This window comes from Acidisoma sp. PAMC 29798, from assembly GCF_030252425.1.
GTDB lineage: Bacteria > Pseudomonadota > Alphaproteobacteria > Acetobacterales > Acetobacteraceae > Acidisoma > Acidisoma cladoniae.
The window spans coordinates 675,845-700,202 of the sequence record NZ_CP126994.1 but is presented as its reverse complement, the minus strand read 5'-3'; the positions used below and the strand labels follow the sequence as shown (position 1 = coordinate 700,202).

The following is a 24,358-nucleotide window of genomic DNA, read 5'->3' as shown; positions in this document are numbered from 1 at the left end:
CATGTCCGCCGCCATGCCTGATCGCGTGCCGTTCTGGCGTCGGGAAACGCAGACCGCCGTCCTGCTCTTCTGCGCCGTCTTCGCCGTCGGTCTGGTCGCACGCTTCTACGGCATCGGCAGCATGCCCTTCTGGCTCGACGAAGTGACCACGGTCACCCGGTCGAGCCTGTCTTTCTCGGGCATGGTGAGCGATTCCCTCTCCCATCATCACCTACCGTCCTACTTCGTCATCACCTCGGCGCTCGGCCGCCTAGGTTTGACGGAGGCGGTGCTGCGCATGCCCTCCGCCATCTTCGGCGCGGCCTCTTGCGCCATGCTCTTTCTGATCGGACGGGCGCTGGGTGGCGCACGCGCCGGCCTCGTCGCCGGCATGCTTCTGGCGCTGTCTCCGCTCCAAGTACAATACGGACAGGAAGCGCGGTCCTATACGTTCGTCATCCTGATGATGACGGTCGGGCTGCTCGGCCTGGTGCAATTGGCGCGGGACCCCGCCGCCGCAGGCGCACCCTGGGGTAAACAGGGCAACGGTGTAGCGCCGTGGCTGCTGTATACGATCGGCACTATTGCCGCCCTCAATGTCCTCAGCATCGCCTTCTTCTGGCTGATTTCGGCCAATCTCGCGGCGATCGTCATCACGCTGGACGACCGTGTCGATCGGCGCCGCTTCGTCATCCGCTGGCTGACGGCGCAAGCCATCGTCCTGCTGCTGACGCTGCCGTGGTTCGGGGCCATGGCGGTGGCCACACATGGCAAGATGGCGAATGCCACCGACTGGGTTCCGGCCGTGACGGTCAAGAGCTTCACCTCCACCCTCAAGTCGCTCTATTTCATGCGCAGCGCGCGGCTGATCAATTTCCACCTCTTCCCCGCTGCCATCCCCGGTTTCGGCATTCTGATCCTGCTGCTCGCGGCCATGGGGGCAATCACCCTGCGCGGGCGCTCATCGGGGAAAAAGACACGCTGGACGCTGCTACTGGCACTTGCCATCGTCGCCCTCGTGCCGCCGCTCACCATCCTCGGCATTTCCATCGTCAAACCGCTCTGGATGCCGCGTTACCTGATCTGGGGCGCCTTGCCGTTCCTGGTTTTCGTGGGTCTTGGCATCAATCTTCTGCCACCGCGTTGGCGGAGCGCAGGCGCTTTCGCGGTCCTGCTGCTCGCCCTCGTCAATCTGGCCCCTTATTACCAGACGGAAACAAAGCCGCGCTGGGATCTGGCGGCCGTTACCCTGCGTCAGGTGATGGAACCGGGTGACATCATGCTGGTGCCCGATCGCGGTCCGATCACGATGATGGACTTCTTCCTCAGCCGGCAGGGTGACGCTCTGCCAGACGGACGCTGGACCACGGATGTTTTCAAGGCGGCGCAGCGCATCAGCGCGGGCGGCAGGGTCTGGGCCGTCTATGGCAATGTCGGCCAGGCCGACCACACCACCGCCAAAAGTTTCGCGCGCATCATTGAACCGCTCGGCCGTGCGATCGGGGAAATTCGCGAAGGTGATCTCATCACCATGCGGCTGTTCGCGACACCGCCGCTTGTCGCAAGCAATGAGCCTTAAGCGTCAGGCGTAAGCGTAAGCCCCGCCCTTCTCCAGCGCCCGGCGATAGGCCGCTCGGCCATGAATGGTCGCGACCCAGGCTTCGAGTTTCGGGTATGCCGTCAGCCCGATTCGGGCACCTGCGGCCTCCAGCGGAAAGCTCATCATGACATCGGCGGCGGTGAGGTTTGCTCCCGCGAACCACGCGCTTTTGCCAAGCTCCGCTTCCATGAGGTCGAGCTGCTTGGCGATCGTCGGGCGCAGATAGCTGCTGGTGACGCCACCACCGATCAGCTTTGCAAAGGGTCGCAGCGGAAACGGCACGCGCTTGGGTATTTCGCCGAACAGCAAGGTCATGACCAAAGGCGGCATGGCGGAGCCTTCGGCGAAATGCATCCAATAGGTATAACGCAGCTGACCCTCTTCGTCTGTCGGCGCACCCATGCGACCGCCACCGTAACGAGAGACGATATACTCCATGATGGCGCCGGTTTCAGCCACGGTATGGCCGCCGTCGGTGATCACCGGCGATTTGCCCAAGGGATGCACCGCCAGCAATTCCGGCGGCGCCAGCATAGTTTTCGGGTTGCGCTGATACCGCTTGATCTCATACGGCAGGCCCAACTCCTCCAGCAGCCAGAGCACGCGCTGGGAGCGGGAGTTGTTGAGGTGATGGACAATGATCATGCCGTGTGGCTCCAGGTCATAAGGTCAGACCTTCGGGAATGCGCGTAGACGCTGCCGCAAATCCCCGAAAAGCCACACCAGCGCCGACCGCCCTGCTCACACACCGGGCGTGACAGGATGATCGGCGACGAACCGCCCGCTATTTCGCGGGTGGCTTGGCGCTCGGCTTGCGCGCGTCGGCCGGCTTGATGAAGGTCGAGCTTGTTTTCTCGATCTTCTTGTCGGCCTTCGGCTTTTTAGCCTCACGGTTGCTGCGTTGATTGTCGCCTTTGCCCATGATCGTTCCCCTGTTTTGATGTGTCGCGCTGCAGATAGGGCACCGAGTGGCACCGCCGCACAAGCGCAAATATGCTGTGCATCACCGCAGCATAACAGGAAAACGAGTACGGCGTATCAACACCGGGCCGATGCGGGAAAGCGCCCGCACCCTGATCCCGATGACGGTTGTCAGACCGCCTTCTTGAGTGTCGGCGAGGCCTTGAAGCGCACGGTCTTGCCGGCCTTCACCTTGATCGACTCGCCGGTGCGCGGGTTCAAGCCTTTGCGTGCCTTCGTCTTGGCAACGCGGAACGTGCCGAAGCTCGGAAGGGTAAAGCCGCCTGTCGTCTTGATCTCTTTAATAATGGCCGCGATCAGATCGGCCGCCGCGCGATTGGCGGCAACGCCGGTCAGTTCGGCCGAGTCTTGAAGGACAGCGGCAATAAACGCTTTTGACATAAACCAATTTTCCTTTTGCTTAGTGAAAAACAGCTTCTGCCTCAGTACATATAGAATATTCAAGTCCTCGTGAGCTTGGATCTTGATATTCTTCGACGCAGTGCAGAGTTTCGCGTTTCACGTAGCGGGAGGAACGGACGCTTCGATGCCCTGATCTCCATGATCACGGCATGAGAGAACATTCTTGGGCTGCAATAATAACCGCCCTGTCTGTCGACAGTGTAGAGGCTCCGATCCTTAAATTGATCAGAGCCTCATATGTATGGCATTTTTGTCGACAAAAATCGAAGAGAGCAGTCGTTTCTTTTTACTGCAAACCCAGCAATCTGTTGTTCGCGGACTGATCGACCCCGCTCGCCGCGAAGTCGTCGAAGGCCCGTTCGGTTGTCGTAATAATATGCGATGCGATGAACGGCGCGCCCTCGGCGGCACCTTGATCGGGACTTTTGAGAGCACATTCCCACTCCAGCACCGCCCAACCCCTATAGCCATGTTGCGCGAGTCTCGAGAAAACGCCCGTGAAGTCCACCTGGCCGTCACCCAAGGACCGGAAGCGCCCAGCGCGGTTCACCCAGGATTCGAATCCGCCATAGACGCCGGCGCGGCCGCTGGGATTGAACTCGGCGTCTTTGACGTGAAAGGCGCCGATGCGGCTATGATAGATGTCAATGAACGCCAAATAATCGAGCTGCTGCAGCAAGAAATGGGATGGATCATAGTTAATCATGCATCGCGCATGGCCGCCGACCGAGTCGAGAAAACGCTCGAAGGTGACGCCGTCATGCAGATCCTCACCGGGATGAAGTTCGTAGCAGAGGTTGCAGCCTGCATCCTCGAAGGCGTCCAGGATGGGGTGCCAGCGGCGCGCCAACTCGGCGAAAGCCGTGTCGATGAGCCCTGCCGGGCGCTGCGGCCAGGGGTACAAGAACGGCCAGGCGAGTGCGCCGGAAAAGCTCACATGCGCACCAAGGCCGAAATTGCGAGATGCGCGGGCCGCGAGCATCAGTTGATCGACCGCCCATTCCTGGCGGGCGTCCGGTCGTCCCCGCACCTGAGGCGGGGCGAAGCTGTCGAAGACCTCACTATAAGCCGGATGAACCGCGACCAATTGGCCCTGGAGATGGGTCGATAGCTCGGTCACGGCCAAACCGGCCGCCGCGCAGATGCCGCTGATCTCTTGGCAGTAATCCTTCGACTCGGCGGCGAGGCGAAGATCAATCAGGCGCGGGTCCCAGGTCGGCAGTTGCACGCCCGTGTAGCCGAGGCCGGCGGCCCAGGCGGCAATATCAGGGAGGGCGTTGAAGGGCGGTTGATCGCCCAGGAATTGAGCCAGAAAAATACCGGGGCCCTGCATTGTTGCGGGCATAGTGACCTCCCTAAGCGCAAGACGCGTCGGCGGCCGACACCGGCCGCCGCTATAGCTGTTCGATGATGCTTCTATGACGAAATAGTTTGGTGTGACAGGCTCGCCACCTTCTGACTGAGGTTCGCGATCAGCCGGCTGGCATCGCCCCTGGACACCAGGGCAGTGAAGTCTGAACGCTGAACCGCGACGCGGCTGATCGTGCCGTCCAGCAGAATATCTTGCACTTTCCAGCCGCCGCCGCTCTGGCCCATCACGTAATCGATGCGCAGCGGATCGCGATTGGGCTTCTGGATAATGCTCGTCACGACCTGATCCATGCCGACGGGGCGCGTTGTTGGGGACACGGTGATCGTCCGGTTCCGGTAGGAATGGAAGTTCGAGACATAGGTCACGACGATGAAGTCCCGAAAGACCTTCAGCAGCCGCTGCTGCTGATCGGGCGGCAGGCTGTTCCACAAGGGTCCGACCGAGACGCGCAGAATGCGTTGCAGGTCAAAGGCACTGTCCACGGCTGGCGCGAGCATCTGATAGCGCTGCGGGAATGGTGTTCTGTTGCCAGCCTTCATGACAGACAGCAGGGCGGCGCTGAAGGCCGTAATGGGCGCTGTTACGGGGTTTTCAGCCTGGGCCCGTGCCACCGCCGGCAAGATAACAAGGGAAAAGCCCATCGCCAGCACGCCACGTCTTAATATCGTCGCCATATCCAGCTCCCGTTGCCAATTTTTTCCCCAGCCCCGGCAGGTCGCTGCGGAACCGGCACAAGGGGAAAGGGTATAACCGAAGGGTGAACGCCTGACACCCGCCCCGTTACACCCGCCCCGTTACCTCGCCCCGTTACCCCGAGCGTGACCGGAACACAGACGGCGCCCCATTTTCGCCCTCCACCAGACGTGCTACGGAGCCTTACTCAGACTATCCTGCATTGCCGCGACGGCCGGGGATCATGGGCAAAACTCTGCCGATCCGGCGGCCCCTGACTCGCCATAAAGGAACCGACATCATGGCCTCTGAAGCACCTAAGGACCTCAATCGTCTGGGGCAGAGCCTTTGGCTCGACAATATCACCCGCGATCTTCTCGATAGCGGCACACTCCAGCGCTATATCGACGAATTGTCGGTCACCGGCCTGACGTCGAACCCCACCATCTTCAACAACGCCATCTCCCACAGCGCTTGGTATGATGAAGAGATCCGTCGCCAGCTCGACAATGGTCTGGAAGGCGAGGAGCTGTTCTTCAAGCTCGCCGTGCAGGATCTCAGCCGCGCCGCCGATTTCTTCCTGCCCGTCTATGAGCGTTCCGGAACGGTTGACGGCTTCGTCTCCCTCGAAGTCTCGCCGGTCTTCGCCTATGACACCAAGGCGACGGTCGATCAGTGCAAGATTTTGCATCAGCAGGCCAACAAGCCGAACCTCTTCATCAAGATCCCCGGCACCAAGGAAGGCCTTCCCGCGATCGAAGACGCCATCTATGCTGGCGTGCCGATCAACGTGACGCTGCTGTTCTCGACCGACCATTATAAGGCAGCGGCCGACGCCTATATGCGCGGCCTGGAGCGTCGGGTCGCCGAAGGCAAGTCGGCCGACGTCCGCTCCGTCGCCTCGCTCTTCATCAGCCGTTGGGATGGCGCGGTGACCGGCAAGGTGCCCGCCGAGATGAAGAACACGCTCGGCCTCGCCGTGGGTCAGCAGTGCTACAAGGCCTATCGCGATGTGCTGGACAGCGACCGCTGGCAGCGCCTCGAGAACGTCGGCGCCCGGCCGCAGCGTTTGCTGTATGCGAGCACCGGCACAAAGGACAAAGCAGCCTCTGACACGCTGTATGTGGCGGGCCTCGCGTCCCCGAACACGGTCAACACCATGCCGGAAGGCACGCTGCTGGCCTTCGCCGATCATGGCGCCCCGGGCCCGGTCGCCATTTCCCGCGACGGCGGCACCAGCGAGCAGGTTCTCGCCAATCATCTGCGCGCCGGCATCGACCTGACCGAGCTGTCGATGGAACTGCAATCGGCCGGTGCCAAGGGCTTCGTCGCCTCTTGGGACGAGCTGATGGCCTCCATCAAGTCCAAGAGCAAGGTGCTCGCCTGATCCCCGACGGCGACATGGCGGAGGGCGGCGGCAACGCCGCCCAGATCGCCTATTGGAACGACCGCGCCGCCGAAACCTGGACGTCGTTCCAGGAACGGATCGACGCGGTCTTCACGCCGCTGACGGAGGTGGCGCTGGCAGCGGCGGCACCCGCCACGGGTGAGAGCGTCATCGATATCGGGTGCGGTTGCGGTGCCACGGTGCTGGAACTGGCCCGTGGGGTCGGGCCGACCGGCCGTGTTCTGGGGATTGATGTCTCTGCGCCCATGGTCGCCCGCGCCAACGCGCGGATTGCGTCCAAGGGCCTGGCTCACGCGCATGTGGAAGAATCGGACGCCGCGACCCACGGTTTCCCTGCGGCCGGCATCGATCTGCTCTTCTCCCGCTTTGGCGTCATGTTCTTCGCCGATCCCGTCGCGGCCTTCGCGAACCTGCGCGGCGGCATGAAGCCCGGGGGCCGGCTGCTGTGTGCCGTCTGGCGACCGCTGCCGGAAAACACCTGGTTCACCATCCCGATGACGGCGGCGCACCCTTTTCTGCCGCCCCCCGAACCGATCGACACCACGGCGCCGGGCCCTTTCGGCTTCTCCATGCCCGAGCGTGTGCGCGGCATATTGGAAGGCGCAGGCTGGACGGACGTGACCTTCACCCCGCGCGATGTGCCCATGCATACCGCTGAGCCCGGCCAGTTGGACGCAGCCACGGAATTCGCGACCCGTGTGGTGGGCCCGCTCTCGCGTCTTTTGGCCGTCGCCGAGCCGGAGGTTCAGTTGCGCGCCCGCGAGGCCGTGAAAGAGGCGCTACGCCCTTATGACGGTCCTAAGGGCATTACCCTCGGCGGCGCCATCTGGCTGGTGTCCGCCCGGGCTTAGGCCGAGGTTTGGCGGAATGCGCTACGCTTTTCCGCCCTGCCATCGCCGCATCGTAGTCTTTAACTCCTAAGACCATCCTGACCCTGCGCGGCGCCGACCTCGGCCGCGAGCTGGTCAAGCTCGGCATCGGGAATGCCATACATGCGGAGCCCGTCACAGGTGCGGAACAGGTAATCGGCGGCGCTGCCGAGCGTGCCGGTTGCCGTCGCCAGGCTCTCGATCACCGTGGAACGGGCGAGGTGGCCGGCGTACTGCTCGCCCAATACATTCACGGTAAAGGTGACGGCGCTGCCGAACCGCACACCCTGATCGTCCAGCAAATCGACCCAACGCGGCACATAGGCGCCGGTCAGCATCTCCCGCCGCCACAGCAGGCTCAACTCATATTCCAGCACGTCATCCTCGATGCGCAGCGCCATACCCGTGCAGCTGCCACCCTCCTCTAGGCCCAGGACGAGCCCCGGATGCTCCTTAGAGCCGCGGCCCGCACGGGTGACGAGGCAGAAGGCACGATGCCAACCTTCAATGCGTGCGGTACGGCGCTCGACACTGCGAATGGTCGGGTTCCAGATCAGGGAGCCGTAGCCGAATAGCCAGGCAGCGCCAGGCGGCCGGGCATCTAATGTAGTGCGCAGGGTCTCGGCGCGCTCGGCTTCGGTGAGAATCTTCATCTCCGGCGCGTCCTGCGCGACCAAGGTCTCGATGCCACCGGCTTCGATAAAGGCCCGTGACAGAAAATGCTCGTCGTCCATTTCACTCAATACCCGCAGCCATCCGTTGGAGGTCTAGCACGGATCGTGCCAGGCCGGGCGGATAAGACATGTCATGGCTGATCGCGATATCGCGCGCCCTGGGGCGTCTCCCCCGTGGATGGATCAACGACGATGCGGTGAATGGCGTCCATCGCCACTTCAAGATCACCGCCGTCCCGCGCGGCCACGCGGATCAGCGCGCCGCCATCATCGCGCAACGCGGTCGTCGACACATAACAGGCGTCCTCATGGGCAAACGCCTCCGCCACCGCCGCCTTCAAGGCCGGCACATCCATCTGTCGGATCAGCCACACACTGCCGAAGGCGCGAAACCCATGCGTGACACCAGGGGTCGCCGCCGCGATCAGCCCGTCCGTGACCTGCATCCGGTCCAGGGCGATGATATGGCCCGATGCGCGCCGCACCGTGATGCGGCTGTCCAAGCGGCGGTCCGCCGCCGCCATGCCGTGCGGATCATGCATCAAGACGCCGTCCCGCATCATGACCGCACTGCCCTCGGCGACGGTGATGTCCATCGCCTGGATCAGCGCGCCGCCGGGAAACAGGATCAGCGGGCGCGGCAGATAGGCCAATGTCGCGCCGGCCTCGGCATGCAGCAAAACCGATTGCCGCGGCGCATCCTTCGCGCCCTGCGCATGAACCACGGCAGCGGAGGGAAAGCTCACAGTGGCTTGTCCACCTGCGCCCACCGCAATGCGCTGGCCGAGCACCTCGCCGCCGAAAAACCCGCCCGAGACCGATTGCACAATCACCTGTGCATCTGGCCCCACATTGCGCAACGCGCTGGTGACATGGAACGGATAACTCACATACCGATGCGCAATCCCGGTTCGTCCACCGATCGCCGCGAAACTCAGGTCAAGCTGGTTGATAGAGCACCGCCTTGCACAGAGCATCCGCCACAGCCTCGATCCCCTCCCCCACACGGCAATTGGTGCTGATCACGGCCCGCCCGCGCCGCACGTCGATGGCTTCGGCCACCATGCGCGGCAGATCGACACCGACATAGGGTGCAAGATCGACCTTGTTGATGACGAGAAGATCGGACTGGATGACGCCGGGTCCGCGTTTGCGTGGAATATCATCCCCACCTGCGACATCGATCACGAAAAGCCAGTAATCCACGAGATCGAGCGAAAAGGTCGAGGCAAGATTGTCGCCACCGCTTTCGATCAGAATAAGGTCGAGATCGGGGAAGGCACGATCGAGGCTGTCGGCCGCTTCCATGTTCAGCGTCGGATCCTCGCGGATCACGGTATGGGGGCAAGCGCCCGCCTCCACCGCCAGAATGCGCTCTGGGGCTAAGAGGCGGGTGCGGCGCAGACGCTCGGCATCCTCATGCGTCACGAGATCATTGGTGATGATGGCGAGATCGACGCCGCGCCGCCGCAAGACGGGAATCAACTGCTCGACGAGCGCTGTCTTGCCTGACCCCACCGGACCGCCGATGCCAACCCGCGCCGCGCCTTGCTGTGTCATCGCAGCATGTACTTTCTGTTGAGCGGCACCACGGCGGCGGGTTCGCACATCAGCAGCAGGCCATCGGCACGCACCTCGAAACTCGCCGCATCGACCTCGATCTTCGGCAGGGCATCGTTGCGGATCATGTCTCGCTTGGTCAGACGCCGTACGTTGCGGATCGCCACTAGCTTCTTGCCGACACCGAGTTTTGTGCGGATATCGGCCTCGATCGCGAGCTTCGACACGAAAGTGACGCCCAGATGCTGCGGGGAGACGCCGGTCGAGCCCCACATGGGCCGCTGGATCATCGGCTCGCTGTCAATCTGGCTGGCATTGGCATCCCCCATCACAGCCCAAGCGATGAAGCCGCGCTTCATCACCAGCCACGGCTTGATGCCGAAGGCCGCGCGCTTCCAGAAGACCAGATCGGCCATCTTGCCCGGCGCGATTGACCCGACATGGTCGTCAATCCCCGCCGCAATGGCCGGGTTGATCGTATATTTGGCAATGTAGCGCTTGATGCGTTCATTATCGGCCCGCGCTGTCGTTTCCTCCGGCAGGCGCCCGACACGACCCTTCATGACGCTCGCGAGTTGCCAGCATTTCGCGACATTTTCGGCCAAACGGCCCATGCCCTGGCTATCGGTCGCGAAAATGGAAATGGCGCCCATGTCATGCAGGAAATCCTCCGCCGCCATGCTCTGCGGCCGGATGCGCGATTCCGCGAAAGCCAGATCCTCCGCCAAGCGCCAGTTCATGACATGAGCCAGCATCGTCATCGGCAGCCCCTCATTGAGGGCGTAGGAGGTAAAGGGATTGGTCGGGTTGGTGGACGATGGCAACACGTTCATCTGGCCATTGACGCGCAGCAGGTCCGGCGCGTGGCCGCCTCCGGCGCCCTCCGTATGATACATATGGATCGTGCGGTCGCCGATCACCCGCAGCGTGTCTTCGCAGAAGCCGAATTCATTGATCGTGTCGGTATGCAGATTGACGCAGAAATCATGGCGATCGGCGGCAATCAGCGACCCGTCGATGACCGCGCCGGAAGCACCGAAATCCTCATGGATTTTCACACCCAGCGCACCACCCGCGACCGACTCCTCAACGGCACCGGGATCGGAACAGCCGCGCCCTAGGAAACCGAAGTTGAGGCAGGAATTGTCGGCACCCTGGATCAGTTGACCCAGCACATTGGGGCCGGAACAGCTCACATCGAAATGCGGTCCTGGCGACATGCCGATGATCGTGGTGATCCCGCCTGCAAGAGCGTGCTCGGATTGCTGCGGTGACAGGAAATGCGCATGCGCCTCCACCGCGCCGGCCGTGATGATATAGGGCTCGCCGTGATAGACGGTGGTATTCGGCCCGGTGCGCAGATGGGGATCGACGCCCGCCATGATATCGGGATTGCCGGCCTTGCCGATGCCGACGATGAGACCGTCGCGAATACCGATATCGGCTTTGATGATGCCAAGCACAGGATCGATGATAGTGGCGTTTTGAATGACGGAATCGAGCGCGCCGGAGGCATAGGTGCCGGTCGTCTGGAACCCCTCCCCATCGCGCATCATCTTGCCTGCGCCGGTGGTCAACTCATCGCCATAGATCGTATAGTCGCGCTCGATCTCGGCAAACAGGTTGGTATCGCCCAAACGGATCATGTCGCCCGTCGTGGGGCCATAGGTGGCGGCATAGTCGCGGCGGGAGATGGTGGCCATGCTCACGCCCCCCGATAACCAGCGGCTTTCGCCGCCGCGAACGCCGCTTGCTTCACCGCCTCATCATCCAAGTGCCCCTCCGTCAGGCCTGCCTGGCCACGCACGATGCGATCGCCGGCCAAAGGCACCAGCGTCACGCGCTTGCGCAGACCCGGCTCGAAGCGAAAGCCCCCACCTGACAGAACATCCAGCTTCATGCCGAAGGCCCGGGCACGATCGAAATCCAAGGCGCGATTGACTTCAAAGAAATGCGTATGGCTGCGCACCTGAATATCGCGGTCGCCGGTATTGATGACGTCGATCACGATCTTCGGCCGGCCGGCGTTCAGCTCGATCTCGCCGTCCGGTGTGATCACCTCACCCGCCTCAAACATCTCCTCCACCGGTTCTGACCCTGGCCCGATGGGGTTGAAGACGATGACCATCTTGGTGCCTTGCGTGAAATTGCCCTCGACTGAAATCATCTCGACCATCGCTGGCACGCTTGGCTCGACATCATCGGCGGTCAGAACATGCCCTGCCATATTCACGATCGCCTCATAGGTCATGCCGCGTCGTGCTGCGAGCATCATCTCATCGGCAATCAGGGCCACCGCCTCGGGGTGGGACAGCCGCACGCCCACGGCACGCAGGCGCCGCGCATGTTCGGCGGCCATGAAGAGGGTGAGGCGCTCAAGCTCGGTCGGTGCGAGGTTCATCTTCCGCCCTTCAGTTCGAGAACAGACGTTGCGCTTGGCTTGAATGCCGCATCATGGCGATGTCGGTCACAGGCACGAAGGTTGAAATATCATCGAGATTGGGGTTCGGTCCGGACAGGATCTCCGCCACCACCGGCCGCATACGCGTGAGCGCGCGCTGCGCATCCAGATGACCGATCAAGCCGAGACGGATCGCCGCCGTACACAGCGCTTGCGCCATCGTATAGGCACTCACCGCGAGCGCCGCAGTCTCATCAAGGCCGATGCCTGATAGAACGACGCCCTGGACAATGGGAAGATGTGTGTAGAGTGCCGCCGATTTGATGGCCGCAGCGCCCGGCGTGCCGAGGCGCAGATGCGTGCCCAGCAGGGCGCCCCCGGCTCGTCGAGAACCCAGACGCGCGCTCTCGACGGTCAAAAAAGCATCGGTCAGATCATCGAGTTCGAGGAGTCGCATGACGCTCTTCGCCGCATGGGCCTGGGCGATCAGCACACGATCGAAGGAAGCCCAGCGATGAAGCAATTGTCCTTCGAGGAAATCGGCGAAGGCCGCCCGGCCGAGTTTGCCGTCCCCAACCAGCGTTTCCAAACCCCAGGAAAAGGCGAAGCCGCCGCCGGGAAATTGGCCATCCCCGAACTGCAATGCTGTCAGAAGATGTTCGATCGCATCACTCAAGAACGAAGACCTTGCCGGACTCCTTGAAGTCTTGCAGGCGTGCAAGATAGGTGTCGATCGGCCCATCCAGCGCCACGAGCAGGCAATCTGCCTCGAAGCGTACGCGCCAATGCAGATTGCCGGCGCGGTAGCCGAGTTCCAACCCGGCATCCGGGCCGGGTTTCAGGCGCAGCCAGCGCTGCTCGCCGACCCGCACGACGATGGCGCGATGCGGTTCCAGATGCAGCACCGCGCCATCGAACAGCGTGGCCACACGCGGCAGTGAGACGAAGCACGCGGTGCCGTGGTCCGTCTCGGCATGAAACCGCCGGCGCGGCAGGTCGGCGGGTTCGATGACCAGCGTCTCGACCTGCCCGTGATGCCCGACCTCATGCAGCCGCTCGGCAAGGTCGGCGTCGTCCCGGCCGCCCAGAATAGTCTCGATGACGACAGAAGACTGCATGGCAATAATCCTTGCTCACAACGCCGAAGCGGTCAAGCAACTGACGCCGCCCCGAGGCCGCGCGATCTTCTCCAGCGAGACACGAATATCGGAGTCGGCAAAGTAACGCAGCCATTGGTATTGGTGTGGAGACAGGTGATCGTTCTCTGCTTTGATTTCCACGAACCGGTAACTGTCATCGGTCCAGAGGAACAGATCCGGCAGGCCACGCGCGTGTCGCTTGATGTCGCGCCCGATCCGCCGCAACACCTCCGCAAGGCCATGTGGCGGCAGCCGATCTACGAGGATGCCCAAAAGGCGCGGCAAATCCTCGTGCCAATGAACAAAGGGATTGGCGATGCCGAGTTTGGCATCGAAATGACCTATCATCACCGCATGCGCGGCGCCGGGATCGGCCAAAAGCGCCAGCCGCGCCTCAATCGCCCCGCGCCGCCGCTCATAGAACACCGGCTCATGCAAATCCGAAGGTGCGAATTGCAACGGCGAGTGAAACACCCCGATATCGGGGTCATAGATGACATCCCAGAGCAGCAGACCGAAGGCCGCGTTCCATAGCCAATTCTCGGAATGCACACCCTGCCATCCGGCCGCGTGGTAATGCGCCAAGACCGCCGCCTCGACCGCACCATCGGGATAGTCGATGACCAGGCAATCGCTCGTCTGCTGATAATGCCGCGCCTCACTGCGACGAGACTTTTTCTCCAATCGCGCCAGCAAATGCCGGGCGACATAGTCTTCCTCGGCATGGCAGGGGCTTTCCGCCATGGCACCCAGGACAGACAGAGCTTCGTCGCGCCGCCCGCGTTTGATCAACAAACGCGCGCGCCTTTCGCGCGCCGGTGCGACCGGGCAGGTTGCGTATAGCGCAAGCGCCGCATCCATCTCGCCTTCACGTTCCAGCAGGCGTCCCAGGCGATCGACCAGCCGGTCCACCGTCGAGGCACCGGCGCTCAAAGCCGCCCGATCCACTGCCTGTGCCTGCCACCAAGCGAGCGTCGCCACCGCTGGCTGTCTGTCGCGACGGCTGCGGAACGCGGCATAGAGCATGGCCATGCGATAGGCATCATCGGCCGCACCACGCGTTTGGAAATGCGCGCGCAACCGCGCGGGTTCCACCGTCTCGGTCACGATATGGCCGAGCGCGCGCGTCACAAAATCGGAAAGATTGTCCCGCAAATCGCCGAAGAATAGAAATCGCAAGAAGGCCCAAGGATCGCGCTCCGGGATGCGCACCACCTCATGCGCACGCAGAAACGCCATCAGCCACGCGTCACACCCGTCCCAGGCCGAGAGCCAGGTCAGGAGCGCGTCCTTGCGGGGTCCCGCCGGCGCATGCGGCCGCAGGCTCGCCTTCAACTCGGCATGCGTGAAACAGGCATACAGCCGCGCACGCGCATCCGGGTCCATTGCATCATCACAAGGCTCGACCAAACCTTCCGCGAGCAATTCGGCCAAGGCCGCGCTCAGGCTGCCGATCTCCGGGTAGGTTAATCTCGCCACCCGAAAGCACGGCCCCTTACGGTTCACCAATCGCGCATAAAGCATCCGCGCCGTCGGCCCCAGGCCGTCCAGCGTCGCCAGGTGGCGCTGCTCCGCCCCGTTCAAAAGAAACCCGTAGCGCGCACGCACGCCTGCAATCACCTGTCCGAAATCATCGACATAATAGACAGGATCGAGAGGCATCAGATCCGCACGAACTTGATGCACATCGGCGTGCCTTGCGCGAGCGCGGGAAGTGCCTCACCCATGGCACCGGTTTCGGCATCGATCGGAAAGAAGACGATCGTGTCGGAATTCTGGTTCGCGACGGCCAGAAAACCGCCAGAGGGATCAATCGCCAGGTTGCGCGGTGTCGTCCCCCCGCAGGCGCGCGTCGTCAGCAATGCCAATGTACCGGTTTCAGGCTCGATCGACACCATGGCGATGCTGTCATGCCCTCGGTTCGCCACATACAGCACACGCCCATTGGGATGCACCTGAAGATCCGAGCAATAATTCTCGATCGTCTCACCCGCCGGCAAGGTGGGCGCGCCATCCAACGCGCGCAGCGTGCCGCCCGGCGCGTCGTAGTGAAAGGAGAGAACCGTCGAATTGAGTTCACAACTCACGAAGACCAGTCGGCCGCCGGGATGGAACACCAGGTGCCGTGGCCCCGATCCTGGCGGCAGCGCGATGCGCGTCGCGGCCCCCAGATGTCCCGTCGCTTCATCGAAGGCATAGGAAAAGATCGCGTCGAGACCAAGATCGGCGACGAGGACGAAACGATTATCCGGACTCGTCAGCACGCAATGGGGATGCGAACGCTCCTGCCGATCCGGGTCCGGCCCGTGCCCAACATGCGCCACACTCGACACCGCAGGGGCCAGGCCACCATCGCCGCGAATAGGAAAGACCGCTACGGCCTGGTTCGGCCCCTCATCCTCGGCCGCCATGCTGTAATTGGCGACGAGCAGAAAGCGGCCAGTGCCGTCGATACTGTTATGGGCGGCGATGCTGCCAAGGCTCGGCTGCATATTGATGGCGCGCAGCCTCGTCGCCGGAGGGGCCAGTGCGCAGGCGCTGACCAGGCCTTCCGCCCAATGGGACACTTCGCTCGTGGTGTAGATGTATTGTCCACTCCCGTGGACAGACAGGAAGCTGGGATTGTCGATGGCCCCGGTCGCCCCAACAAGCGTGGCCTCGGCCGTCATCTCGTCGAAGGCATAGACACTGAGGCCGATGCCCCGCGCGGCGCGAAAATAGGGCGCCAAACGATTGAGACTACCGACGATCATCAGCGTGGATGATGTCATGCGAACTATGTCCCCAGAACAGGAGGTGAACCTGTCGGGACCATAGCGCCAATAGGCTGTCGATCCCAGGCTGAGGACGACAAGACCCGTCAAGCCATGCAGACGCTACTCGCGTGACGTGCAATGGTTTGACGATGCAATCTGAAAGCGTCCCCGCCCTCACCGTCCGCTGGCTGATAACCCGATCGCGCATCATGGGTGCGATCGGCGGGGCCATCGTGGGCGCCTTGGTGCTCCTCGGCTACGCTCTCCATATCGATTGGACATGGCGGCTGTCGCCAGGTGTCCCGGCTACGCACCCACTGACCGCGATCTGTCTCGTTCTTTTGGGCCTGGGCTTTTTACCGACACGTGGCCGTCCACGACGAATGCGGGTCCTGGCCCGTCTCGCGGTGCTGACCGCGCTCACCATCCTCCTGCTGCGGTTTGCCCGGCCCCTGATCGGCACGACCTTCCTGACCGACATCACGCCGTTCGGGCATATCGTGGCGGAGCAGCCATCGGGATCTCCCATCAAGGTCGGCACCAACGCGGCGCGCGTCCTGACAGCGATCGCCGTGTCGGAAATCCTGCGGTGGCTGCGCTGGCCCGCAGCCTCCCAGGCTGCCGCCTTCGGCGCGATCGGGCTCGTGATCGTCGCCCTTGTCGGCTATATCGACGGCGTATCGACCTTTCGTGGCGGTCTGGCACCGCAAACCGTGTTGGCCGCCAGCTTTCTGGTTATCGCGACCTTATTCGCCACACCGCGACATGGCTTCCTCCGGCCGCTGGTGGCGGATTCCGAACCCGGGCGGCTCGCCCGCATCCTGCTCGGCTGTGCAACGCCGCTGCTGGTGCTGATCGGCTGGGTGATGTCGCGGTCGATGCATTTTCACGGCCTCAGCTCCGTGGAAGCCCAGACATCCCTGTCGTATCAGACTGCGGCGGTCATCATCCTGACCTGGGTTCTGGTCACCGTGGCCTCCACCCGCGCCGAGCGCATCGATCGGCGCCGGCGGAGAGCCGAAGCCTCCGTGCTGGCGGCCGCCAGCACGGACGCGCTGACCGGCCTTCTCAGCCGCGACCGGATGGAGCAGTTGCGGACCCCGCGTGACAGTGATCAGCGACCGCCGATTGCGGCCACATTGTTCATCGATCTCGACCGCTTTCGCGCGGTCAATGAGGCCTTCGGCCATCGGATCGGGGATGACATGCTCGTCGAGGTTGCGCGTCGCCTGCGGACGGTCGCCGGACCTCATGCCGTGGGTCGTGTCGGGGGCGACGAATTCGCCATCTACTGCGTCGGGGTTTCGCCACGAGAGGCGGAGGATATGGCGGTCGCGGTCACCGCGGCGCTCGGCATTCCCTTCAAGATTGGGGAGCGACGCTTTCATCTCACGGCGAGTGTCGGTGTGGCCCATAGTGAGACCGCGCCAGAGGCGGATTTGCGGCAGGCAGCCGACAGCGCCATGCATGTCGCGAAGCGACGGGGCGGCAATCAGGCCATGCCCTTCGTCAGCCTCATGCATTCGGAACGGCGCAGCCAGATCGAACTGGAGCAAGATCTGTATGAGGCGCTGAACCATCAGGATGAGTTGAGTCTCGTCTATCAGCCGATCATTCGCCTCTCCGACCGCCGCTTGGTTGCGGTTGAGGCGCTGGCGCGCTGGATGCACCCCCAGATGGGTGCAATTCCACCCAATCGCTTTATTCAGGTTGCCGAAACGACGGGGCTCATCGTCCCGCTCGGCCTCAAACTCATGGCCGCCGCTGTCCGTCAGGCAGCACTCTGGCGGGTGCGCGATCACGAAGACGCACCCGTGATCAACCTCAATATTTCGCCCGTCCAATTTGCGAGCGGTGATGTCATCAGCGACCTGGTCCGCATGCTGTGGCAGGCGGATCTTCCGACCAGCGCCATGTGCATCGAAGTGACCGAGGGCGCCTTCACGGATGAGGACGCGATTCGCGCCTTGCGCGAAGCGCGGCAGGCGGGTTTCACGGTTGCAATGGATGATTTCGGTGTCGGCTATTCGTCCCTGTCACAATTGCCGCGCCTGCCGCTCGCGTCCGTCAAACTCGACCGCAGCTTCGTTCTCGACGCAACGGCCAGTTCAGGGGGCGCGACGATGCTGACCGCCATCGTGCAACTCGCCCATGGGCTTGGCCTGAAGGTCGTGGCCGAGGGTGTGGAAAAAGCCGAGCAGCTCGCGCTCGTCACGCGCGCGGGCTGCGACTCGGTGCAGGGCTTTATCTTCGCGCGTCCGATGAGACCCGAGGAGTTCGATACCTGGCTGGCCGAAATCAAGCACAGCGCCAAAAACCCCGTGGAGACGACGTCATGATCTATGAGCTGCGTGTCTATCATTGCGTGCCCGGCCGTCTTCCGGCGGTCTTGAACAGGTTCGAGACCATCACTCTCGGAATCTGGCAACGTCTCGGTATCCGCCAGGCCGGGTTCTGGACCACACTGGTCGGTAGCTCGAACCAGACGCTGACTTATCTTCTGGCCTGGCAAAGCCTGGCGGAACGGGAGACAAAATGGACCGCATTTCTGGCCGATCCGGAATGGATCCAAAAGCGCGCCGAGACGGAGAAGGATGGCCAGATCGTGGCGCATGTCGTCAATGAGTTGCTGACACCCACACGTTTTTCGAGCGTGACGTGATCCTGCCGCGCATCGTCGCGATCGTGCTGATGGTGGGCCTGCTCTCCGCTTGCGAAGATCAGGCGCCGCCGCCGGCAAGCGACCAAAGCGCGGCGCCGGGGTCGTTCACCGCGCACCTGCCCGGCAGTGCCACCTTCTTCGTGGGGACCGCCTCTAGCCGTTAAAGCGCGAGAGCCTTGCGGGCCATATCCACCGCGCCGTCGCGGGACCGCGCAGCCCCCACGAAGCGGCGCAAATGCACGAAGACCGCATCCGGCACGCCGGATTCGGCGGCAAGCTCATCTGCCTGCAAACCCGCCCAAGCCTCGGGCAAGGGCAAACGCTGCGCGAATGAGCCGGGCTCCGGCGGCATGGTATCCAACATCCAGTTGCCGTTCGATGCCGGGGTCACCGCGAAGATCACAGGCAGGTCATGCGCGAACACCGCGTTCTTCCAGGGCATCCCGCGAGCGAGGATGAGAAGCCGGGGATCCTCCGCCGACCGATGCGCGTCAAGCACTTCGGACTCCGCCATGTGGCGTGCGCGAAGGCTCTCGACGCGGCGCTTGAGAACGCCCGTGACCAGGGCAGCCGCTTCCATAAAGGCCGCATCCCCCGCGGTCGGGCCGGTGGAGGCCGCGTCGTCCCAGTTCGGGTTGAAATCGCCCACCAGGCTCGCGAGGCCCAGGCTGTCTCGCGCCACGGGACCGGCCGGTGAGACGCCATTATCGATCTCATCGATCCGGCGCACCACGCTTGCATCCACTTCGGCGGCGATGGCCTGGGCGAAGCGCTCGCAGCCCAACGGCGCCAGCAGGGCCTTCACGGCACGAAGACCATAGGCTTTCCAGATCAAGCCCGCCGAGGAATAAGGCGTGCCATCGCTGCGCAGCGGTGCGCCGCGCTGGTGATGGTCAAACCGGCCAGTGTCCTCGTCGTAGACAGTGCCGACATCCCAAACGATCGTCCCGGACGCGATCAGTTCCGGCGTGCGCGTGCGCAGCAAAACATGGTCGCGCCCCGCCTCCTCCAGGCCTAACGCCAGGCGGAGCGCGGCATAGGCGAAAACCTCGTCGCAATGAAACTTGCCACTGTGGGTGACGAGAATTGGAAGGGTGTCATTCGCCATGTTGCAATCCGATTACACTCAGATCGCGTCGATTATACCAACTTCTTGTCTCTGTCTGCCATCGTTACGAGGATGCTGCCAACACGCCACGGCGCCTCTGCGTTACCATGCGTTACAATCTCTACGCCGTCGCTGCCGCGTCTCGGCACCTGGCTGTTAAACGTGGATCTCTGTCGGAATATGCATGCCCGGCATCAGCAGGTGCAGAACGACGAGCACCAGCAGAATGGTAATCAGCACGCCGAAGACGCCGCCGAGCAGGCGCAAGGCCGCGATCATGAGAAGGACGGCGATGATGATCAGGATGGCACTCTGAAGCTGGCCGTTGATCCCGGCCTGGATCAGCAGGTGGCGGAAAAAATCGTCCACCGCGCCGATCACCGTCATCACGGCCGCCACCAGGCGCAAGATCAGCGTAAGCACGAAATCGATTGCGTCGTTCATGCGGAGGCCCTTTGTGCGATGCCCATCAATTAAGGGTCCCTGCCGGGAGCGCAAGGGTCGGGTGGCAGGTCGCGCAAGTCGCCCCAGATAGGGTAGGACTGCATTGACCGCAGTTAAGGAACAGCACCATGGCCAAGATTCACTACAAAATCGTGCAGCATGACGGCGGCTGGGCCTATAAGCTCAATGACGTCTTCTCCGAACCCTTCGCAACCCATGACGCGGCCTTTGCCGCCGCTAAGCGCGTGGTGACCGAGCAGCATATACCGGGCGACACCACACAGATCGAATATCAGGACGCAGACGGCGTCTGGCGCACGGAAGTGGCCGAGGGCGACGACCGGCCCGACGGCGACGTGAGCGGCTAAGTCACTCCGGCGCGGAGTCCGTGCCCGGCATGGCGCCGGTCATGATGGCCACCACATCCGCCATGGAATGCGCCTTCGGCGTCGTCAGCGCGACGCGTCTGCCGAGGCGCATGACATGAATGCGGTCCGCCACCTCGAAGACATTGGGCATATTGTGGCTGATCAGGATCACTGGCAGGCCACGATCACGAATGGCCTTGATCAGATCCAGCACCTGGCCGGTTTCTCGCACGCCGAGGGCGGCCGTCGGCTCATCCATAATGACCAGTTTGCGCGCGAAGACGGCGGCGCGCGCCACCGCCACACCCTGGCGCTGGCCGCCCGACAGATCCTCCACCGCGTGGCGAATGCCGGGTAGCCGGAACTTCAACTCCTCCATGTGTCGCTGCGCTTCGCGCCGCATGCGCGGCTTGTCCAGCATGCGGAACCAGCGTCCGAGTGGACCCGACCGGCGCAATTCCCGCCCGAGGAACAGATTGCTGGCGATATCGAGCGCCGGGGCCACGGCCAATTCCTGATAGACGGTCTCGATCCCCCGCACCCGCGCATCAAGCGGACTGCTGAAATGGATCGGCTTGCCGTCCAGCAGCACCTCCCCCTCATCGGGTGTTACCGCCCCGCTCAGCACCTTCACCAGGGTGCTTTTGCCAGCACCATTGTCGCCGATGACGGCAAGCACTTCCCCGTCCCGCAATTCAAAGTCGACGCCGCCAAGGGCCGTGACATGGCCGTAGCGCTTGATGACCTTGCGGGTTTCCAGAACGATCGGCGCAGTGGCACTCACATCCGTCTCCAGCGCGACAGCTGGTCAAGCGCCACGGCCGCGATGACGAGCACACCGGTGACGAGATCCTGCCATAGCGGATCGATGCCCACGAGCGTCAGGCCATTGCGCAGCACGCCGACGATGAGCGTGCCGACCAGCGTGCCCCAGATGCTGCCGCGACCGCCGAACAGACTGGTGCCGCCGATGACGACGGCCGTGATGCTATCGAGATTCGCCGATTGCAGCGCATTCGGATCGGCATTGGGAATGCGTCCCAAGGCCAGCCAGGCGCCGAGTCCGTAGAGGAAGGCCGCGAAAACATAGACCGAGAGGATGCGCCGGGTGACGGGAATACCCACCAGCCGCGCGGCCGCTGGGCTATTGCCGATGGCATAGATCTGCCGACCCCAGGCCGTCTGCGTCAAGATATACCAGATCAGGCCATAGAGGCCGATCATGATGACCATGCCATAGGTGACGGGGGCAGCGCCGATCTGGACCACGTTTCCGGTCCAGGCCAGCAGATCATCCGTCACCGGAAATGCGCCGCCTTGCGAGATCAACCGCGTCGCGGCCGTGACGATTCCGAGCAGGCCGAGGGTGACGATGAAGGGCGGCAACCTCAACCGGCTGACAAGCGTGCCCGCGACCAGGCCAACGCAGGTACACAACACGATCGCCAGCACGAGGCAGCCGAGGGCGTCATAGCCGTCATTGACCAGGCGCCCGGCGACGATCGTGCCCAGCACAGCGATCGATCCATTGGCAAGGTCGATGCCGGCGGTCAGAATGACCAGCGTCTCGCCAATCGCCAGGGTGCCGACGATCACGCTCTGCTGCACCACCAGCGACAGATTGCCCGGTGCGAGGAAGGTGTTCGTCATCACCGAGAAGATGGCGCAGAAAATCAGCAGGACGATGAGCGATCCGATCGGCGGCCGTGCCAGGGTGCGCAGCACGGCCGCCGGATCACGCTTGGTGAGCGTCTCGCTCATTCCAGCGAACCGAACTCTCGACCGTCAGCCCCAGCAGTTCTTCACACCGAAGGTCAGATCCTGCGACGGCACGCCGGGCATCGGTTGCCCGGTGATCACGTCCGATCCGGTATTGACGAATCCGGTCGGCTTCTTCCCCGTTTTCGCATAATCGACGACCGCATCGACACCTTCGGCCGCCATCTTCTTCGGGAATTGCATCACCGTCGCCCAAATCTTGCCGGCCTTGACGTATTTGACGCCGAGGCATCCGCCGTCGATGGAGGTGAGGACGATACCTTTCGTCTTTCCGGCCGAGCGGATGGCGGCGAAAGCGCCTTCGGCCGCAGGCTCGTTGATGGTGTAGACGACATTGATGTCAGGATGCGCGGAGAGCAAATTCTCCATCCCCGTCTGGCCTTTGTCCTGTTGGCCATTGGTGATGACCTTGCCGAGGATGGCGGGGTCGCCCTCGGCGAGTCCGATGCCCTTCAGGAAGCCGTTATGGCGGAAGGTATCCACCGTGCCGCCCGGCGTTCCATCGAGCATGGCGAGTTTCGGTGCCTTCCCGGCCAGTGCCGCCTTCGCGTATTCACCCTGCTGCACGCCGGCCTGGAAATTGTCGGTAGCGAAGGTCGCATCGACGGCATCGGCCGGATCGGTTGCGGTGTCGAGCGCGATGACGATAATGCCTTTCGCGCGCGCTTCCTTGACAACGTTCAAGACCCCGCTTGAGTTGTTTGGCGTTACCAGGATTCCGCGAGCGCCAGCGCTGATGAGCGATTCGATTGCTGCGACCTGCCCCTCATTGTCGCCGTCGAACTTTCCAGCGCGCGCGATGAGGCGCACGCCCCTGAGTTTGGCTTCCGCCGCAGCCGCCTGTCTCAGCTTGACGAAATAGGGATTGACTTCGGTCTTGGTCACCAGCCCGACGATGATCGGGCTATCCGCGCGCGCCATGCGAATACCGACGGCGACCGCCGACGTGGCAAGACACAGGATGGTGGCTGATGCGAGGAGAGCCCGATAACGGGACGTCGTCGAAAACCGGCGCGTGAGGCGCTTCATTGTTATTTCCTTCCCAAGTCGACCAGACGGTCGGCCGCGTGCTTCTGATGAGCCTCGTCGGCGATCCCGTGATGAGGCTACGTCCGCCCGGTGGAAAGCGTCAACAAGATTGCAACTGCCCGAAAAATCGGGCTTTGGAGCCGTCAGCCCTTAGCGAAAGCATTGGGCGCGCGGGTCACACCCAGGAGCGATAGGCCATGATGCCGGATAGCGCGCTCAATCATCGTTTGGCCTTGGATCGTCCTGGCCGGCGATTCTTGGCTGTCTCGGGGTCGCGATGGGGCGAGCTTGTGCTGCCGGCGCCCGAAGAAGTTCGTGCCGAGCTTCCGCAAGGGCTCCGGCTGGTCCTGTTCGTGAGTTTTGAGTTCGGCTATCTCGTGCTCGAAGCGGCGAAGGCCTATCAGCGACGCTTCCCCGACCGCCTGCAACTTGTCGCCGTGGTGACGGATGATCCGGCGGATCCCACGGCCCTGATCGGTTTGCGCAAGCGTGTCTGGAAATACTTCGATCAGGATGCGCGGGTCGCCGCTGAAACGGCGGTGGTGGAAGCGGCTTTATCCGCCGGCGTGCCTGCCTATACCGGCGAAGTCAAAGTTGCAGGGTTCCGTGACCTACTCACCATGTGGCGGCCCGACGCCATCGTCAGCTGCGTCTTCGGTCAAGTGATCGATCGCTGGATCATCGAGAAGCCTGCTTACGGCATCTACAACTTTCACCCGTCAGATCTGGCGCACGGCTATGGCGCTGGAATTTCGCCTGCCCAGGATCTCATGGACCGGGGCGCGACGACCACGGTCTGGACCATCCATCATACGGTGGAAGCCGTGGACAGCGGCCATATCGTCGCGGTCTCTCCGTCCGTTCGCGTGTGCAATGAGGCGGGCGTGCTGCCGGGCGATCCGCGCATGATTTACGACAAACTGCTGGAGCCGGTGGGTGCCTTGGCCGTCGCCCTGGTCGATGCACTGGTGCGACGGACATCCGTGTCGCCTGCTGGCAAGCTAGAGACGGTGGACGTATCGGATGCCATTTCGACCGATCTACGCGATCGGATGCTGGCGCCAATTGCAGTGACCTGCCACGGCGATGAACTGCCGGTGTTCAATCCGATGATACTGGAGCGTTGCGCGGCACCGTGACGGCGGGGACTTCTTC

At 62.9% G+C, this 24,358-nt stretch carries 27 protein-coding genes; 8 read left to right on the top strand and 19 right to left on the bottom strand.

What is annotated here, in order from left to right:
- Nucleotide 1: 1 nt before the first annotated feature.
- Complete coding sequence (locus tag QP803_RS03430) at nt 2-1,558, top strand: glycosyltransferase family 39 protein (protein ID WP_284946274.1); 1,557 nt, start codon at nt 2-4, stop codon at nt 1,556-1,558.
- A gap of 3 nt (nt 1,559-1,561) precedes the next feature.
- Here the strand turns inward: QP803_RS03430 and QP803_RS03425 are convergent, their stop codons facing one another.
- The 5 genes from QP803_RS03425 to QP803_RS03405 all read right to left on the bottom strand — a co-directional run bounded on the left by QP803_RS03425 (nt 1,562) and on the right by QP803_RS03405 (nt 5,008).
- On the bottom strand, nt 1,562-2,224 hold the full coding sequence (locus QP803_RS03425) for a glutathione S-transferase family protein (RefSeq protein WP_284946273.1): 663 nt from the start codon (nt 2,222-2,224) through the stop codon (nt 1,562-1,564).
- A 139-nt stretch (nt 2,225-2,363) separates the two neighbouring features.
- Nucleotides 2,364-2,501 carry a hypothetical protein gene (locus QP803_RS03420; RefSeq protein ID WP_284946272.1) on the bottom strand — a complete coding sequence of 46 codons (138 nt, stop codon included), beginning with the start codon at nt 2,499-2,501 and terminating at the stop codon, nt 2,364-2,366.
- Between the two features lie 170 nt (nt 2,502-2,671).
- Complete coding sequence (locus QP803_RS03415) at nt 2,672-2,941, bottom strand: HU family DNA-binding protein (RefSeq protein WP_284947815.1); 270 nt, start codon at nt 2,939-2,941, stop codon at nt 2,672-2,674.
- Nucleotides 2,942-3,248: 307 nt separating this feature from the next.
- On the bottom strand, nt 3,249-4,307 hold the full coding sequence (locus tag QP803_RS03410; protein WP_284946271.1) for a sugar phosphate isomerase/epimerase family protein: 1,059 nt from the start codon (nt 4,305-4,307) through the stop codon (nt 3,249-3,251).
- A gap of 71 nt (nt 4,308-4,378) precedes the next feature.
- A complete protein-coding gene (locus QP803_RS03405; RefSeq protein WP_284946270.1) occupies nt 4,379-5,008 on the bottom strand; it encodes an ABC transporter substrate-binding protein in 630 nt (209 codons plus the stop codon).
- Nucleotides 5,009-5,307: 299 nt separating this feature from the next.
- Here QP803_RS03405 and tal point away from each other — a divergent pair, with 299 nt between their 5' ends.
- Nucleotides 5,308-6,393, top strand: coding sequence for a transaldolase (tal, locus tag QP803_RS03400; protein ID WP_284946269.1), 1,086 nt, complete (start codon nt 5,308-5,310; stop codon nt 6,391-6,393).
- A gap of 14 nt (nt 6,394-6,407) precedes the next feature.
- A complete protein-coding gene (locus QP803_RS03395) occupies nt 6,408-7,265 on the top strand; it encodes a class I SAM-dependent methyltransferase (protein WP_284946268.1) in 858 nt (285 codons plus the stop codon).
- A 59-nt stretch (nt 7,266-7,324) separates the two neighbouring features.
- Here QP803_RS03395 and QP803_RS03390 read toward each other — a convergent pair whose 3' ends face one another.
- The 9 genes from QP803_RS03390 to QP803_RS03350 all read right to left on the bottom strand — a co-directional run bounded on the left by QP803_RS03390 (nt 7,325) and on the right by QP803_RS03350 (nt 15,828).
- Nucleotides 7,325-8,017: a gamma-glutamylcyclotransferase gene (locus QP803_RS03390; RefSeq protein WP_284947814.1), complete on the bottom strand. Its 693-nt coding sequence runs from the start codon at nt 8,015-8,017 to the stop codon at nt 7,325-7,327.
- Nucleotides 8,018-8,088: 71 nt separating this feature from the next.
- Nucleotides 8,089-8,847, bottom strand: a complete 759-nt coding sequence (locus tag QP803_RS03385) for an urease accessory protein UreD (protein WP_284946267.1) — start codon at nt 8,845-8,847, stop codon at nt 8,089-8,091.
- Between the two features lie 49 nt (nt 8,848-8,896).
- Nucleotides 8,897-9,517, bottom strand: a complete 621-nt coding sequence (ureG, locus tag QP803_RS03380; protein WP_284946266.1) for an urease accessory protein UreG — start codon at nt 9,515-9,517, stop codon at nt 8,897-8,899.
- Nucleotides 9,514-11,220 (bottom strand): urease subunit alpha, encoded by a 1,707-nt coding sequence (gene ureC / locus QP803_RS03375; RefSeq protein WP_284946265.1) that lies wholly within the window; start codon nt 11,218-11,220, stop codon nt 9,514-9,516. Before ureC ends, ureG begins: the two co-directional genes overlap by 4 nt.
- A gap of 2 nt (nt 11,221-11,222) precedes the next feature.
- Nucleotides 11,223-11,918, bottom strand: a complete 696-nt coding sequence (ureB, locus tag QP803_RS03370) for an urease subunit beta (protein ID WP_284946264.1) — start codon at nt 11,916-11,918, stop codon at nt 11,223-11,225.
- 10 nt (nt 11,919-11,928) lie between these two features.
- A complete protein-coding gene (locus QP803_RS03365) occupies nt 11,929-12,594 on the bottom strand; it encodes an urease accessory protein UreF (RefSeq protein ID WP_284946263.1) in 666 nt (221 codons plus the stop codon).
- A complete protein-coding gene (gene ureE / locus QP803_RS03360; protein ID WP_284946262.1) occupies nt 12,587-13,036 on the bottom strand; it encodes an urease accessory protein UreE in 450 nt (149 codons plus the stop codon). The genes QP803_RS03365 and ureE overlap by 8 nt, the downstream gene beginning before the upstream one ends.
- A 15-nt stretch (nt 13,037-13,051) precedes the next feature.
- Entirely contained in the window at nt 13,052-14,719 is a 1,668-nt protein-coding gene (locus QP803_RS03355; protein WP_284946261.1) for a VRR-NUC domain-containing protein, read from the bottom strand.
- Nucleotides 14,719-15,828 (bottom strand): lactonase family protein, encoded by a 1,110-nt coding sequence (locus QP803_RS03350; protein WP_284946260.1) that lies wholly within the window; start codon nt 15,826-15,828, stop codon nt 14,719-14,721. Before QP803_RS03350 ends, QP803_RS03355 begins: the two co-directional genes overlap by 1 nt.
- A 134-nt stretch (nt 15,829-15,962) precedes the next feature.
- Between QP803_RS03350 and QP803_RS03345 the strand changes: the two genes are divergently transcribed.
- From QP803_RS03345 to QP803_RS03335, 3 genes are read left to right on the top strand one after another with little or no spacing between them, the layout of a single operon-like run.
- The gene (locus QP803_RS03345) at nt 15,963-18,152 is read left to right on the top strand and encodes a putative bifunctional diguanylate cyclase/phosphodiesterase (protein ID WP_284946259.1); all 2,190 of its coding nucleotides are present in this window, start codon (nt 15,963-15,965) and stop codon (nt 18,150-18,152) included.
- Nucleotides 18,149-18,475, top strand: coding sequence for an NIPSNAP family protein (locus QP803_RS03340; protein WP_284946258.1), 327 nt, complete (start codon nt 18,149-18,151; stop codon nt 18,473-18,475). The genes QP803_RS03345 and QP803_RS03340 overlap by 4 nt, the downstream gene beginning before the upstream one ends.
- Complete coding sequence (locus QP803_RS03335; protein ID WP_284946257.1) at nt 18,472-18,639, top strand: hypothetical protein; 168 nt, start codon at nt 18,472-18,474, stop codon at nt 18,637-18,639. The genes QP803_RS03340 and QP803_RS03335 overlap by 4 nt, the downstream gene beginning before the upstream one ends.
- On the opposite strand, the gene QP803_RS03330 is transcribed toward QP803_RS03335, so the two are convergent.
- Nucleotides 18,636-19,583: an MYG1 family protein gene (locus QP803_RS03330; protein ID WP_284946256.1), complete on the bottom strand. Its 948-nt coding sequence runs from the start codon at nt 19,581-19,583 to the stop codon at nt 18,636-18,638. The two genes, QP803_RS03335 and QP803_RS03330, sit on opposite strands and share 4 nt — an antisense overlap.
- 156 nt (nt 19,584-19,739) lie before the next feature.
- A complete protein-coding gene (locus QP803_RS03325) occupies nt 19,740-20,027 on the bottom strand; it encodes a hypothetical protein (protein ID WP_284946255.1) in 288 nt (95 codons plus the stop codon).
- A 128-nt stretch (nt 20,028-20,155) separates the two neighbouring features.
- Between QP803_RS03325 and QP803_RS03320 the strand changes: the two genes are divergently transcribed.
- On the top strand, nt 20,156-20,395 hold the full coding sequence (locus QP803_RS03320) for a DUF2188 domain-containing protein (RefSeq protein ID WP_284946254.1): 240 nt from the start codon (nt 20,156-20,158) through the stop codon (nt 20,393-20,395).
- A 1-nt stretch (nt 20,396) separates the two neighbouring features.
- Here the strand turns inward: QP803_RS03320 and QP803_RS03315 are convergent, their stop codons facing one another.
- Genes QP803_RS03315 through QP803_RS03305 form a run of 3 tightly spaced genes read right to left on the bottom strand, consistent with a single transcriptional unit; the run spans nt 20,397 to nt 23,203 of the window.
- Nucleotides 20,397-21,179 (bottom strand): ATP-binding cassette domain-containing protein, encoded by a 783-nt coding sequence (locus QP803_RS03315; protein ID WP_284946253.1) that lies wholly within the window; start codon nt 21,177-21,179, stop codon nt 20,397-20,399.
- Complete coding sequence (locus QP803_RS03310) at nt 21,176-22,156, bottom strand: ABC transporter permease (protein ID WP_284946252.1); 981 nt, start codon at nt 22,154-22,156, stop codon at nt 21,176-21,178. The genes QP803_RS03315 and QP803_RS03310 overlap by 4 nt, the downstream gene beginning before the upstream one ends.
- Nucleotides 22,157-22,180: 24 nt before the next feature.
- Complete coding sequence (locus tag QP803_RS03305; protein ID WP_284946251.1) at nt 22,181-23,203, bottom strand: substrate-binding domain-containing protein; 1,023 nt, start codon at nt 23,201-23,203, stop codon at nt 22,181-22,183.
- Nucleotides 23,204-23,400: 197 nt separating this feature from the next.
- On the opposite strand from QP803_RS03305, the gene QP803_RS03300 reads away from it, so the two are divergent.
- The gene (locus tag QP803_RS03300; RefSeq protein ID WP_284946250.1) at nt 23,401-24,342 is read left to right on the top strand and encodes a formyltransferase family protein; all 942 of its coding nucleotides are present in this window, start codon (nt 23,401-23,403) and stop codon (nt 24,340-24,342) included.
- The last annotated feature ends 16 nt before the right edge of the window (nt 24,343-24,358 follow it).